Source organism: Amycolatopsis sp. cg9, assembly GCF_041346945.1.
GTDB lineage: Bacteria > Actinomycetota > Actinomycetes > Mycobacteriales > Pseudonocardiaceae > Amycolatopsis.
In genome coordinates, this window is the sequence record NZ_CP166850.1 from 2,285,128 (window position 1) to 2,298,719 (window position 13,592).

Annotated in this window: 12 protein-coding genes; 10 read left to right on the forward strand and 2 right to left on the reverse strand. The window is 71.4% G+C overall.

All coding sequences use genetic code 11. The annotated features are described in order from the left end of the window. A complete protein-coding gene (locus AB5J73_RS10665; RefSeq protein WP_370969533.1) occupies nucleotides 1-1,287 on the reverse strand; it encodes an adenylosuccinate synthase in 1,287 nt (428 codons plus the stop codon). Nucleotides 1,288-1,399: 112 nt separating this feature from the next. Here AB5J73_RS10665 and AB5J73_RS10670 point away from each other — a divergent pair, with 112 nt between their 5' ends. The 8 genes from AB5J73_RS10670 (at nucleotide 1,400) to AB5J73_RS10705 (ending at nucleotide 9,971) form a co-directional block, all read left to right on the forward strand. Continuing rightward, nucleotides 1,400-2,044, forward strand: a complete 645-nt coding sequence (locus AB5J73_RS10670; RefSeq protein WP_370973059.1) for a hypothetical protein — start codon at nucleotides 1,400-1,402, stop codon at nucleotides 2,042-2,044. 140 nt (nucleotides 2,045-2,184) lie between these two features. Further along, nucleotides 2,185-2,823 carry an HNH endonuclease family protein gene (locus AB5J73_RS10675; protein ID WP_370969534.1) on the forward strand — a complete coding sequence of 213 codons (639 nt, stop codon included), beginning with the start codon at nucleotides 2,185-2,187 and terminating at the stop codon, nucleotides 2,821-2,823. A 126-nt stretch (nucleotides 2,824-2,949) separates the two neighbouring features. After that, nucleotides 2,950-4,557 carry an ABC transporter substrate-binding protein gene (locus AB5J73_RS10680; RefSeq protein ID WP_370969535.1) on the forward strand — a complete coding sequence of 536 codons (1,608 nt, stop codon included), beginning with the start codon at nucleotides 2,950-2,952 and terminating at the stop codon, nucleotides 4,555-4,557. Continuing rightward, the gene (locus AB5J73_RS10685; RefSeq protein ID WP_370973061.1) at nucleotides 4,554-5,507 is read left to right on the forward strand and encodes an ABC transporter permease; all 954 of its coding nucleotides are present in this window, start codon (nucleotides 4,554-4,556) and stop codon (nucleotides 5,505-5,507) included. Before AB5J73_RS10680 ends, AB5J73_RS10685 begins: the two co-directional genes overlap by 4 nt. Beyond that, nucleotides 5,500-6,339, forward strand: a complete 840-nt coding sequence (locus AB5J73_RS10690; RefSeq protein ID WP_370969536.1) for an ABC transporter permease — start codon at nucleotides 5,500-5,502, stop codon at nucleotides 6,337-6,339. The genes AB5J73_RS10685 and AB5J73_RS10690 overlap by 8 nt, the downstream gene beginning before the upstream one ends. Further along, the gene (locus AB5J73_RS10695; protein WP_370969537.1) at nucleotides 6,336-7,886 is read left to right on the forward strand and encodes a dipeptide ABC transporter ATP-binding protein; all 1,551 of its coding nucleotides are present in this window, start codon (nucleotides 6,336-6,338) and stop codon (nucleotides 7,884-7,886) included. Before AB5J73_RS10690 ends, AB5J73_RS10695 begins: the two co-directional genes overlap by 4 nt. Nucleotides 7,887-7,954: 68 nt before the next feature. After that, nucleotides 7,955-8,848 (forward strand): glycosyl hydrolase family 18 protein, encoded by an 894-nt coding sequence (locus AB5J73_RS10700; RefSeq protein WP_370969538.1) that lies wholly within the window; start codon nucleotides 7,955-7,957, stop codon nucleotides 8,846-8,848. Between the two features lie 16 nt (nucleotides 8,849-8,864). Continuing rightward, the gene (locus AB5J73_RS10705) at nucleotides 8,865-9,971 is read left to right on the forward strand and encodes a glycosyltransferase (protein ID WP_370969539.1); all 1,107 of its coding nucleotides are present in this window, start codon (nucleotides 8,865-8,867) and stop codon (nucleotides 9,969-9,971) included. Here AB5J73_RS10705 and AB5J73_RS10710 read toward each other — a convergent pair. After that, nucleotides 9,955-11,841, reverse strand: a complete 1,887-nt coding sequence (locus AB5J73_RS10710) for an FAD/NAD(P)-binding protein (RefSeq protein ID WP_370969540.1) — start codon at nucleotides 11,839-11,841, stop codon at nucleotides 9,955-9,957. The genes AB5J73_RS10705 and AB5J73_RS10710 overlap by 17 nt on opposite strands. A 249-nt stretch (nucleotides 11,842-12,090) precedes the next feature. On the opposite strand from AB5J73_RS10710, the gene AB5J73_RS10715 reads away from it, so the two are divergent. Continuing rightward, nucleotides 12,091-12,330, forward strand: coding sequence for a hypothetical protein (locus tag AB5J73_RS10715; RefSeq protein ID WP_370969541.1), 240 nt, complete (start codon nucleotides 12,091-12,093; stop codon nucleotides 12,328-12,330). 78 nt (nucleotides 12,331-12,408) lie between these two features. Next, complete coding sequence (locus AB5J73_RS10720) at nucleotides 12,409-13,554, forward strand: LLM class flavin-dependent oxidoreductase (RefSeq protein WP_370969542.1); 1,146 nt, start codon at nucleotides 12,409-12,411, stop codon at nucleotides 13,552-13,554. Nucleotides 13,555-13,592: the final 38 nt, after the last annotated feature.

The following is a 13,592-nucleotide window of genomic DNA, read 5'->3' on the forward strand; positions in this document are numbered from 1 at the left end:
TCAGACGAACTCGTGCCGCACGATCGTCTGGTCGCGGCCCGGGCCGACGCCGATCGCCGAGATCCGCGCGCCGGACAGCTCTTCCAGGCGCTCGACGTACGCGCGCGCGTTCGCCGGGAGCTCCTCGAACGTGCGGCAACCCGAGATGTCCTCGAACCAGCCCGGCAGCTCTTCGTAGATCGGGATCGCGTGGTGCACGTCGGTCTGCGTCATCGGCATGTCCTGCGTGCGGAAGCCGTCGACTTCGTAGCCGACGCACACCGGCACCTTTTCCAGGCCGGACAGCACGTCCAGCTTCGTCAGGAAGTAGTCGGTGATGCCGTTGACGCGGACCGCGTACCGCGCGATCACCGCGTCGAACCAGCCGGTGCGGCGCGAACGGCCGGTGGTGACGCCGAATTCGCCGCCCTGCTTGCGCAGGTACTCGCCGGACTCGTCGTGCAGCTCGGTCGGGAACGGGCCGGAGCCGACGCGGGTGGTGTAGGCCTTGAGGATGCCGAGCACGGTGGTGATCCGGCCCGGGCCGATGCCCGAACCCGCGCTCGCGCCGCCGGACGTCGGGTTCGACGACGTCACGAACGGGTAGGTGCCGTGGTCGACGTCGAGCAGCGTGCCCTGCGACCCCTCCAGCAGCACGGTCTCGCCGCGCTCGAGCGCCTGGTTGAGCTGCAGCCGGGTGTCGGCGATGCGGTGCGAGAACTTCTCGCCCGCCGCGAGCACCTCGTCGGCGACCTGGTCGGCGTCGAGCGCCTTGCGGTTGTAGACCTTCACCAGCACCTGGTTCTTGAACTCCAGCGCCGCCTCGACCTTCTGGCGGAAGATCTTCTCGTCGAGCAGGTCCTGCACGCGGACGCCGACGCGGGCGATCTTGTCCTGGTAGCACGGGCCGATGCCGCGGCCGGTGGTGCCGATCTTGCGGCTGCCGAGGTACCGCTCGGTGACTTTGTCGATGGCCACGTGGTACGGCATGATCAGGTGCGCGTCGGCCGAAATCAGCAGCTTGGACGTGTCCACGTCCCGCGCTTCGAGGCCGGAGAGCTCGTCGAGCAGCACACCCGGGTCCACCACCACGCCGTTGCCGATGACGTTGGTCACGCCCGGCGTCAGGATGCCGGACGGGATGAGGTGCAGGGCGAAGTTCTCACCGTTCGGCAGGACGACCGTGTGACCGGCGTTGTTGCCACCCTGGTAGCGGACGACCCACTGGACGCGGTCACCCATCAGGTCGGTGGCCTTGCCCTTGCCTTCGTCTCCCCATTGGGCACCGATGAGCACGATGGCCGGCATGTGACACTCCAGGTGTTCGACGACTGAGGTTAAGTGTCCCGGACGGACACCGGTGGCGCTGACGAAATGCCGGTGCATGACTTTAACGGAGGACCTGCGGGTGCGCGGAATCGTGGTGGCCTGTGGTGATGGCGCGGCGGGCTTCGAAGAAGTCGACGACGTCGAATCGATCCGCGTCCCGAGCCTCCCCGGCAAGGCGGAAATCGACCCCTTGCTGGGCGAACACGATCACCTGGTGGTGTCGGGCACGGACGCGGACCTGGCCGCCGTCGTGCTGCGGCTGCTCCGGAAGGACGCGCTCTCCGGCGTGTCGGTCGGGTTCGTCCCGTCGGCGCCGGACTCGTCGGTCGCCGCGCTCTGGGGACTGCCGAAGACGCCGCTGCAGGCCCTCGCGCTCGCGCTGCGCGGGGAGGTCGACCCGGTGCCGCTGATCCGCGACGACGTCGGCGGTGTGCTCGTCGGGCGCGGGCAGCTGCGGCTGGTCCGCGGCGTGGCCTACGCCGACGAGCAGGTGGCGCTGCGCGGGCCGGCCGCGTCGATCGAGGTGACGCCGGACCCGGACGGACCGGGCATGGCGGTCCGCGTGGTGAAGGGCACCATCTTCAAGCGGCCGGCGACGCTGTACTCGCGGGCCTTCCAGATCGGCTGCATCCCGACCCGGCCGGTGCGCGACGACGTCGTCTACGAGCGCGCGGTGAACAAGTGGACCTGGTACCGGCACACGGAAGACCTTCGGCTGGTCCGCGGCGCCGTCTGACCTGCTATTTTCACGGTCGAGTGAGCCTGCGGACACGCCGTGTTCACCGACGGACAGCAACATGTCACCTATACGTGTTGCATACGCCACTCCCGTGTATCAGGGTTAGCTGTCCCCACACCTGACACGGAGGCAGCAAAATGCCAACCAGGCGTGCTGTTCGTCATTCGTTCACCATCCTCGCGGCCACCGCCGTGCTCTCCGGGACGCTGGTCAGCGTCGCGGAGGCCACCCCGCCGGGCATCCCCTCGGCGACCACGGCGAAGTCCGAGCTCGCGTCCCTGACCGTCAAGGCCGACGGTTCGCAGGACGGCTACAGCCGCGACAAGTTCCCGCACTGGATCGACCAGGGCAGCGGCTGCAACACCCGTGAAGTGGTGCTCAAGCGCGACGGTACGAACGTGGTCACCGACTCCAGCTGCGCGGCGACGTCCGGCAGCTGGAAGAGCCCGTACGACGGCGCGACCTGGACCGCGGCGTCCGATGTGGACATCGACCACGTCGTGCCGCTGGCCGACGCGTGGCGCACCGGCGCGTCGTCGTGGACGACCGCGCAGCGCCAGGCGTACGCGAACGACCTCACCGACCCGCAGCTGATCGCCGTGACGGACAACGTCAACCAGGAGAAGGGCGACAAGTCGCCCGACCAGTGGAAGCCGCCGCTCACGTCGTACTGGTGCACGTACGCGAAGATGTGGGTCGCCGTGAAGTACAAGTTCAAGCTGACGATCAACACCGCGGAGAAGACGGCGTTGACGGACATGCTGGGCCGCTGCTGATCCCTGTCAAGGGCGAATCCCCGCGGTGCCAGGGAATGGGACCGAGGTTCGCCTGCTGGGACGGCCTTCAGCGCGAGATTAGCGTCGCCGGTTGAAGACGCAACCACTCCCGCTGGAGGCCGTCCGGTGTCCCCATCCCCCCGCGCCCGCACTGCCGCGGCCTTGCTCGCCCTGCCCCTGCTGCTGACCGCGTGCTCCGCCGCCGGCACCGGACAAGCCGCTTCCGGTCCACCGAAGGCCGGCGGCACGCTGCGGCTCGGCATCTCGTCCGCGCCCGACTGCATCGACCCGCAGCAGACGTCCACGAACGCCTCGATCAACGTGTCCCGGCAGCTGGCGGACTCCCTCACCGACCAGGACCCGAAGACCGGCGAGATCAAGCCGTGGCTGGCCGAAAAGTGGGAGAGCACCGCGGATTCGACGGCGTTCACCTTCCACCTGCGTGCCGGCGCGACCTTCTCCGACGGCAGCCCGGTCGACGCCGCCGCCGTCAAAACCAGCTTCGACGGCCTGAAGGCGCTGGGCACCAAGGCACCCCTCGGCTACGGCTACCTCGCCGGGTACCGGGGCACCACCGTCGTCGACCCGCGGACCGCGCGGATCGAGTTCTCCGCGCCCAGCGCCCAGTTCCTGCAGGCCAGTTCGACGGTTTCGCTCGCCGTCCTGGCGCCGGCGGCGTTCAAGAAGACGCCGGAACAGCGCTGCCAGGGCGACGGCCTGATCGCGTCCGGCCCCTTCGTCTTCGAGAGCCTGAAGCAGAACCAGGAGATCGTCCTGGCCAAGCGCAAGGGGTACGCCTGGGGCTCGTCGCTGTTCAAGCACCAGGGCGAGGCCTACCTCGACAAGATCGACTACAAGATCGTGCCGGAACCCGGCGTCCGCACCGGCAGCCTCGCTTCCGGCCAGCTCGACGCGATCACCGACGTGCAGCCGGTCGACGAGCCGCAGTTCACCGGCAGCGGCTTCAGCGAGAACATCCGGCCGAACCCGGGCGTGGTGTTCAACCTGCACGCCAACACCACCCGCGGGGTGCTCACCGACGAGAAGGTGCGCCAGGCCGTGCTCAAGGGCGTCGACCGCACCGAGGTCGTGAACACCGTGCTGACGCCGAACTACAAGGCCGCCACGAGCATCCTCGGCTCGGCGACGCCGCTGGTCAGCGACCTGTCCGCCCAGCTCGCCTACGACCCGAAGGGCGCGACGGCGCTCCTCGACGGCGACGGCTGGGTGCCCGGCGCAGACGGGATCCGCGCGAAGAACGGGCAGCGGCTGAGCGCGGCCGTCGTGTTCTCGCCGGTGTTCAACCAGAACCGCAGCGCGCTGGAGCTGATCCAGCAGCAGCTGCGCAAGATCGGCTTCGACCTGAAGATCGAGCAGCACACCAACGCCGAGACCACGCAGATCCAGCTGGCCGGGAACTACGACTTCCTCTGGTACAACGTCACCCGCGCCGACCCGGACATCCTGCGCGGCCAGTTCTCGACGAAGGCGGGCAACCGCAGCCGGCTCGCACCCGGCAACCCGCTCGACGCCGCCCTCGACGCCCAGTCGTCCACAGTGGACACCGCGAAGCGCAAGCCGTCCGCCGAGGAAGCCCAGAAGCTGATCATCGAGCACGCCTACGCGGTCCCGGTGTTCGAGCTGACCCAGGTGGTCGCGCTGAGCTCGAAGGCACACGCCGTCGACTTCGAAGCGTCGTCACGGCTGCAGCTCTTCGACGCGTGGCTCTCGTGAGGCGCTACCTGCTCCGCCGCGTCGGGCAGGCGGTGTTCGTGCTGTGGGCGGCGTTCACGCTGTCGTTCCTGATCCTCTACCTGCTGCCGGGCGACGCCGTTTCGGCGAAGCTCGCCGGCGGGGAGGCCGGCGCGTCGATGACGCCGGAGCAGGTCGCCGCGGCCCGCACCGAGTACGGCCTCGACTCGCCGCTGCCGGTCCAGTACCTGAAACGGCTGGTCTCGGCGCTGCACGGCGACTTCGGGCGCAGCGTGGCGACCGGCGACGACGCGACGCACATGGTCGTCACCGCGCTGCCGCCGACGCTCGCGGTGACCGGGCTGGCGCTCGTGTTCGCGGTGCTGTTCGGCGGCGGCTCGGCGTTCCTCGGCACGTTCACGCGGTTCCGCTGGCTGCGGCAGGCGCTGCTGTCCCTGCCGTCGCTGGCGATCTCGCTGCCGCCGTTCTGGGTCGGGCTGCTGCTGATCCAGTTCTTCTCGTTCCGCCTGCGGCTGCTGCCCGCGCTCGGCACCCAGGGCTTCGAGACGATCATCCTGCCCGCGCTCACGCTGGCCCTGCCGACCGGCGCGATCATCGGCCAGGTGCTGGCCAAGAGCCTGGCGACGCAGCAGGAAGAGCCGTACGCGGAGATCGCGGCGGCCAAGGGTGCCAGCCGCTGGCGCGTCCACTTCGGACACCTGCTGCGCAACGCGGCCGTGCCGACGCTGACCGTCGCCGGGGTCGTCGCGGGCAACCTCGTCGCGGGTTCGGTGATCACCGAGACGGTGTTCTCGCGCGACGGCGTCGGCCGGATCACCGCCTCCGCCGTCACCGCGCAGGACGTCCCGGTGGTGCAGGCGGTGATCGTGCTGGCCGCGCTGGTGTTCGTGGTGCTCAACCTGATCGTCGACCTGCTCTACCCGCTGCTCGACCCGCGCATCGCCCGGACGCCGGAGGTGGCCCGTGGTTGACCTCGCCAAGACCCCCGAGCCGCACTTTCACGTGAAAGTGCGGCTTCCGGCCGGGCTCGTGCTCGCGGTGGCGGTGTTGGCGTTCGTGCTGCTCGCGGCCTTCGTGCCGGGGCTGCTGACCGGCTACGACCCGATCGCCGGCGTCCCGGCCGAACGCCTGCAGGGGCCGTCGGTGCACCACCTGTTCGGCACCGACGAGACCGGCCGTGACGTCTACGCGCGGGTGATCCACGGCGCGTCGCTCTCGTTGCGGGCCACCGCGATCGCCGTGCTCGTCGCGCTGGTGGCCGGCTCGGCGCTCGGCCTGCTGGCCGGGTTCCGCGGCGGCTGGGCGGACACGGTGATCATGCGGGTGGTCGACGTCTTCCTGGCCATCCCGCCGATCCTGCTGTCGCTGGCGCTGGTCACGGCGCTGGGCTTCGGCACGACGAACGTCGCCATCGCCGTCGGCATCGCGAACCTCGCGTCCTTCGCGCGGGTGATGCGCGCGGAGGTGCTCCGCGTGCGCAACGGCGTGTTCGTCGAAGCCGCGCGGGCTTCCGGCGTGCGCTGGTCGGGCGTGCTGCTGCGGCACGTCCTGCCGAACGCGGCGGGCCCGGTGCTCGCGCTGGCGACGGTGACGCTGGGCACCGCGGTGCTCGAGGTGTCGGCGCTGAGCTTCCTGGGCTTCGGCGCGACCCCGCCGACCCCGGAGTGGGGCTCGCTGGTCGCGGGCGGCCGCAGTTTCCTGGCCACGGCCTGGTGGATGACGACGTTCCCGGGCCTGACGGTGGCAGCGGTGGTCCTCGCCGCGAACCGGCTGTCCCGCGCGCTGGACGGAGGCGAACGATGACCCTGCTGCGGATTTCGGACCTGGCGGTGTCCTACCGGGGCGTCCCGGCGGTCCGCGACGTCGGCCTGACCGTCGACGCGGGCGAAGTCGTCGCCGTCGTCGGCGAATCGGGCTCGGGCAAGTCGACCACGGCGCACGCGGCGATCGGCCTGCTGCCCCGCGGCGGCCGCGTCGACGGCGGCTCGATCACGTTCGACGGCCGGGACCTGCTGGCGTTGTCGGACAAGCGGTGGCGCGGGGTGCGCGGCCGGGAGATCGCGCTGGTGCCGCAGGACCCGGCGGTGTCGCTGAACCCCGTGCACCGCATCGGCGACCAGGTCGCGGAGGTGCTGAAGATCCACGGCCTCGCGGACCGCCGATCGGCGTCAGCGCAGGCCATCGAGCTGCTGGAACGGGCAGGCGTCCCCCGGCCGTCGTTGCGCGCCCGGCAGTACCCGCACCAGCTGTCGGGCGGGCTCCGGCAGCGCGTGCTGATCGCGGCCGCGCTGGCCGGGCGGCCGAAGCTGATCATCGCGGACGAGCCGACGTCGGCGCTGGACGTCACGGTGCAGCGCCGGATCCTCGACCACCTGACTTCGCTGGCCGCCGAGGCCGGGACGGCGATCCTGCTGATCACGCACGACCTCGGCGTCGCGGCCGACCGCGCGTCGCGGATCGTGGTGCTGTCCCAGGGTTCGGTCGTGGAAGAGGGTTCGTCGGTCGTCAGCGCGCCGGCGCACCCGTACACGCGGCAGCTGATCGCGGCGGCGCCGAGCCTGTCGAGCACCCCGCGCCCGCCCGTCCCGCCCGCCGAGCCGCTGGTCTCGGTGCGCGACCTCGCGAAGACGTTCGACGGCGGCATCCGCGCGGTCGACGGCGTTTCGTTCGACGTCCCGCGCGGCCAGACCCTGGCCCTGGTCGGCGAGTCCGGCTCCGGCAAGTCGACGACGGCGCGCATGGTGCTCCGGCTGGAGACCCCGTCCGCGGGCTCGGTTTCCTTCGACGGCCGGGACATCACCGCGCTCGCGGGCCCCGAGCTGCGCCGGCTGCGGCGGCGGATGCAGGTCGTGTACCAGAACCCGTACGCGTCGCTGAACCCGAAGTTTTCGATCGAGGACGTCGTCGCGGAGCCGTTGCGGGCGTTCGGGCTCCCGCGCACCCGGGTCCCGGAGCTGCTGGAACAGGTGGCGCTGCCGTCGTCGGTCGCGCGCCGAAAGCCGTCGGAACTGTCCGGCGGCCAACGCCAGCGGGTGGCGATCGCGCGGGCCCTGGCGCTGCGACCGGACCTGGTGGTGTGCGACGAACCGGTGTCGGCGCTCGACGTCTCGGTACAGGCCCAGATCCTGAAGCTGCTGGCGGACCTGCAGTCGGAACTCGGGCTGTCGTACCTGTTCATCTCGCACGACCTCGCGGTGGTCCGGCAGCTGGCGGACCAGGTGGGCGTCATGCGGGACGGCGTCTTGGTGGAGCTGGGCCCGGCTTCGCAGGTGCTGACGGACCCGCGGGCGGAGTACACGAAGGAGCTGCTCGACGCGATCCCCGGGCGTTCGGTGCAGGAGGTGGGCTGAGACAAGAACCGGACAGGATCGACGGTGTGTGTTTCCCCAACCACCCACCGCGACGTATGGTCTGGACCATGCGGAGGATCGGTGTGGCCTTCGTGGCCTTGGTGCTGATGATTTCGGGTGCGGTGCCGGCTTCGGCCGCCGCCGGGCGCAGGGTTGTCGTCTACTACCAGACCATCTACAACGGCTCGACCTACGTCTCGCCGCTCACCCTCCAGGGCACCGGTGTCACCGATGTCATCGTGGGCGCCATCCACCTCGACGCCGGCAGCGTCGTGCACCTCAACGACGATCCGCCGAACGCCGCGAAGTTCACCAGGATGTGGCAGGACCTCGCCACCCTCAAGAACAGCGGTGTGCACGTGCTCGCGTTCGTCGGCGGCGCCGCCGCGGGCAGCTTCCAGCGGCTCGAAACGCAGTTCGACACCTACTACCCCCTGCTGCGCAACCTGATCCGGACGTACTCGCTCTCCGGCATCGACCTCGACGTCGAAGAGCACATGTCCAACGCCGCGCTGAACAAGGTCATCGACGCGCTGCGGGCCGACTTCGGCAGCTCGTTCCTCGTCACGCTCGCGCCGGTCGCGACCGAGCTCAGCGGCGGGGGCGGGCTCTCCGGGCTGAACTACGACACCCTCTACCGCGAGCGCGGCGCGCAGATCTCGTGGTTCAACGCGCAGTTCTACTGCGGCTGGGGCTCGCTGAGCAGCACCTCGGGCTACGACAACATCGTCCGCCGCGGCGTCGTGCCGGCGAGCAAGGTCGTCGCCGGGACCGTGACCAACCCGGCCAACTGCAGCGGTTACGTCGCCATGTCGACGCTCCAGTCCACCGTGCGGAGCCTGATCGGCAAGTACCCGGACTTCGGCGGGGTCGACGGCTGGGAGTACTTCAACTCCCTGCCCGGCGGCACGTCGGCGCCGCAGCAGTGGGTGCAGCAAATCGCTCCGGTGGTCAAGGGCTGAGCGGTACGCTCGGGCGGTGCGGATCCTCTTCACGTGCCGCCCGGCGTACGGCCACCTCTTCCCCTTGCTGCCCTTGGCGAACGCGGCCGCGGAAGCCGGGCACGAAGTCGTCTTCGGCACCGGCGAGGCGTTCGTGCCCAAGGTGCGCGACCTCGGCTTCGCGGTCCACCGCGCCGGGATCTCGATCGGTGCGGCGGAGGCCGAGGCCAAGCGGCGGCACGGCGAGGACGCGGGGTTCCTCGACCTCGGCATCACGATGTTCGCCGAACTGCTCCCCAATTCGCTGCTCGACGACCTGACGCCGCTGCTCCCGCGACTGCGCCCGGACCTGGTGGTCTACGAGATGAGCGACGTCGGCGCCGCGATCGCCGCACGCCGGGCGGGTGTTCCCGCCGTCTCGGTCGTGATCGGGCGGTCCATGCCGCCCGCGGTGCTGGCCGTCGCCGCCGATCGGCTGCGGCCGCTCTGGGGGACGCTGCCCGCGGACGCGCTGCTCGGCGACGCCTGCGTCGACGTCTGGCCCGACCGGCTTCGCGACCCGGGCACCGCGGGCGTGCCGAAGGTGTTCCGGATGCGCCCGACGCCGTACGACCCGGACGTCCCGCTGCCGCCGCTCCCGGCCGACGGCTTCGCCTACCTCACGCTGGGCACGGTCGTCTTCGGCGCGACGGACGTGCTGCGCGGCGCGATCGCCGCGCTGTCGCGTCTGGACATTGACGTGCTGGTGGCGCTCGGTCCCGGCGACCCGGCCGCGCTGGGTCCGCTGCCGGACCGGGTGCGGGCCACCGGGTTCGTGCCGCAGGCCCGGGTCCTCGCGCACGCCGGCCTGGTCGTCCACCACGGCGGCACCGGCACGGTGCTCGCCTCGCTCGCCGCCGGCCTGCCGCAGCTGGTGCTGCCCCAGGGCGCCGACCAGTTCGCCAACGCCGAAACCCTCGAAACGCTCGGCGCGGCGAAGTCGCTGGTCGGCGCCGCGATCCGGATCCCCGCCGTCGAAGCCGCGGTCCGGACCCTGCTCGACGACCCGAAGCCGCGCGAGGTCGCGCGGGGCGTCGCGGCCGAGATCGCGGAAATGCCTTCGCCGGAACAGGTGCTCGGCGAGCTCGTCAGCTGGGCGGGTTGACCAGCGCCAGGATCTCGCGCGCGACGGAGTCGTTCTGGCGGAAGGACAAGGCGTTCGTCCGCGGCCGCGTGAACGCCGCCGCCGAGCGGGCGCTCGTGTGCGGTCCCACGGCGAAGCGGTGCGGGTGGGGCCGGCCGGTGCCGTCGAGCAGGCGGGAATCCGAGACGCGCGTGTGGATGCGGCCCGACGGCAGGTGCGCGCCGGTGACCGGGTCCGCCACCGTTTCCTCGGCCAGCTCGCCCGCGTCGCGCAGCTGCCGCAGCAGGCCGTCGGCCGCCCGGGTCACGCTCGGGCCGGGCAGCCGCGCTTCGACGAGCGTCCGGGCCTCGACGGTCCCCGGGAAACTGGCGCTGGCCGCGACGAAGGCGCCGCGCTCCGCCGTCACCTCCAGGTCCGCGCCCGCGAAGGAAACGATCCCCGCGTCGTGCAGCGCCAGCAGCTCCTCCAGCCGGCGCGGCGGCGGACCGCTCGCGTAGTAGGAGAAGAAGCCGTGGAACCAGCCGTCCATATCGGACACCTGGGAGGCCGCACCCAGCCGTCCTTTTTGGACCAACGCGGGCAGCTGGCTGTACACCGAAAGCAACGCCGTGAACGCACCCAGGTCGGCGCTGAACTCCTGGTCGGCGCGGCGCGCCAGGTCGCCTTCGACGTATTCGCGCAGCTCCTTGCCGAACTCCTCCGGCGTGCCGAACACGCGCCCCGCCATCGGGCGGTCGATGCGGTCGAGGTCGAGCCGGTCCGCTTCGGCGGGCACCGCCCGCGCGACGAGGTCGCGCATGCCCGGCGAATCCCAGTCCAGGTCGGCGAAAGCGTCCGCGAACACCGCGAAGTCCAGGCGCACCCGGTCCGGGTGGCCGGTGAACAGCTCGCTGTAGTAGCCCCAGGCCAGTTCCTTCGCGATCAGCGGCCAGACGTCGGCGCGGAAGTCCAGCGCGCCGGGTGCGCCGGCCAGCGCGTCGATGGCGTAGGCGTCGAAGAACCTGGGCAGCCGCGCCGGTTTCCCGCGCGGCCGGTAGCCGATCTTCGCGTGGTACGGGACACCGCGCCGCGAGCCGACGTGCAGGATCGGTTCGGCGCCGCTCGGGTGGTAGCGCAGTCCGCCGCAGGCCAGCTCCTCGAAGCGGCCGCCGCGCCCCTCGGTGAGCAGCAGCATCAGGTCGACGAACGCCAGCCCGAACCCCCGCACCAGCACCGTTTCGCCGGGGGCGATGGCGGAGTAGTCGACGTCGGCGGTGTAGCCGGCCGGGTAGTAGGCCAGCCCGTGCCGCGCGGCGAATGACACCAGCTCGCGCTCGCGGTCGTCCGGTTCCGCGTCGAGGTGCCCGACGGTGAACACCACGGCGTCCGCCCGCACGGCCGTCCCGTCGGACAGGCTGACGGTGTACCCGTCGACGCCGACCGCCCGCGCGGCGTGCTCGACCACGTCGACGCCGTCCGGGAGGTCCTCGACGACCGTCCGGTAGACCCAGGTCAGGTAGGCGCTCTGCAGGCGCCGGGTGGGGAAGTCGAAGGGGTCGAGCGCGGTCAGCTCGGCGACGACGTCGGGCGGGACCTCGGCGTCGAGGCCGCCGTCGCGGACCTTGCGGGCCCAGTCGAGCAGCGTCGGCCCCGGACGGACCGGGCCGGTCATCTGCACCGATTCGTCGGTGAACATCGTGACGTCCTCGGGCATGGAGTTCATGCGCAGGAGCGGTGACTGGTCGTAGCGCCACACGCGGCCGGGGCCGGGCGGGAAGGGGTCGATCAGGTGCACCTCGAGCCGCCGGCCGCCGAGCAGCTCCGCGGCGTTGGCACCGAGCCGTTCGAGGACGCCGACCCCACGGGGTCCGGCGCCCACGACGGCAAGGGTGAACGGCGGGAGATCGGCCACGAATCCGAAGCTACGCCGGGGTTGCCGCCGGAAACGGCCTTCCCACAGAGCGGAACCCACCCGCCTCGGCATTCGGGCGACGCGACCAAACACCCGCGGGACCGGCTCCGAATGCCCGCGGCACGCCGACGGAAGGAGCCGAGTTGTCCCTCGTCCACCCAGGCGCCCGGGCCTCAGCCGCACCGCCCCACCGGCGAAGACGTGGCCGCTGAGACAGGTCCACCACACCGCGTCCACACCGCGCAGGACGTGGTCGACACCCTCCTCGGGGGGAACTGGGCGATCCTCGCCCACGAATGGGCCGGTCCGGCCGGGATCGACCCCGAGCACTGGCAGGACGTCGTCGAGGCCGCCGCGGAGGCGGCCGGCGTCGACGTCGAATTCGTCGTGATCCCGCGCCGGTCCCTGACCGTCGTGTTCAACCGGGCGGCGCCGCCCACCTTCGCGCAGGTCCGCGCGTCGATCGAGGTCATCGAGCGGCACCGGTGAGCGTTCCACCCTGCGGACGTCGTTGCCGCCCCCGCCTGCCCGGCGTAGCCGTTGCAGTAGCGACGGTTGGAGGACGGCATGCCAGTGGAGTTCCTGGGCATCGGGGGCACGCACGACGGGTCCGAAACGCACGCCCGCACGGGCGGGGTGTTCGACAAGGAGTACACGCTGCGCCTGGCCCGCGCGCACGAGGACTTCGGCTGGGACCGGGTGCTGTTCGCCTACGGTTCCGGCTCGCCGGACCCCGCGCAGGTGGCCGCGTACGTCGCCACGAAGCTCGACAAGCTGCAGATCCTGCTCGCTCACCGCCCGAACGTCTCGTACCCGACGTTCGCCGCGAAGACGTTCGCCACGCTCGACCGGATCTCCGACGGCCGCCTCACGGTCCACTTCATCACCGGCGGCAACGACCACGAACAGCAGCGCGAAGGCGACTACCTGGGCAAGGACGACCGCTACGGGCGCACCCGCGAGGCCATCCAGATCATCAAGAAGGCCTGGACGTCCGACGAGCCCTTCGGCTTCGAGGGCCAGTACTACCGCTTCGCGGACTACGTCAGCGACGTCAAGCCGGTCCAGCAGCCGCGGCCCGGCGTGTCGTTCGGCGGGTCGTCGCCGGCCGCGTACGCCGCCGGGGGCGCCGAAGCGGACATCTACTGCCTCTGGGGCGAGCCGCTGGCCCAGACCGCGGAGCAGATCAGCTCGGTCAAGGCCGCGGCGCTGGCCGCCGGCCGCTCGGACGTGCCGCGGATCCAGGTCGCGTTCCGGCCGATCATCGCGCCGACCGAGGAGCTGGCCTGGGAAAAGGCGTACGCGACGGTGGGCGCGATCAAGGACCGCACCAAGGGCGGTCAGCCGCTGACCCGGCGGCACAAGCTCACCGAGCCCGAGAACACCGGCTCCCAGCGGCTGCTGGAGATCGCGGCGAACGGCGAGCGCTTCGACCGCGCGCTCTGGACGCCGACGGCGGCCGCGACCGGCGGTGCGGGCAACTCGAACGCACTGGTCGGCACCCCGGAGACGGTCGCGCAGGCGCTGCTCGACTACTACGACCTCGGCGTGGAGATCCTGTCCGCCCGCGGTTACGACATGCTCGGCGACACGATCGACTTCGGGCGGTACGTGATCCCGATCGTCCGCGAAGAGGTCGCCAAACGCGACGCCGCCCGGGCCGCGATCGCCGCCCGCGCACCGCGGGAGGACGCCCTCACCGTCGACGGCTGAGCGCCGCCCCACCGGTCCGACCCCAGGTAGCCACCTCG

Coding starts and splice junctions, on each gene's coding strand:
- AB5J73_RS10720 (WP_370969542.1), top strand. CDS start 12,409: ATGCCAGTGGAGTTCCTGGGCATCGGGGGCACGCACGACGGGTCCGAA.
- AB5J73_RS10700 (WP_370969538.1), top strand. CDS start 7,955: ATGCGGAGGATCGGTGTGGCCTTCGTGGCCTTGGTGCTGATGATTTCG.
- AB5J73_RS10695 (WP_370969537.1), top strand. CDS start 6,336: ATGACCCTGCTGCGGATTTCGGACCTGGCGGTGTCCTACCGGGGCGTC.
- AB5J73_RS10675 (WP_370969534.1), top strand. CDS start 2,185: ATGCCAACCAGGCGTGCTGTTCGTCATTCGTTCACCATCCTCGCGGCC.
- AB5J73_RS10665 (WP_370969533.1), bottom strand. CDS start 1,287: ATGCCGGCCATCGTGCTCATCGGTGCCCAATGGGGAGACGAAGGCAAG.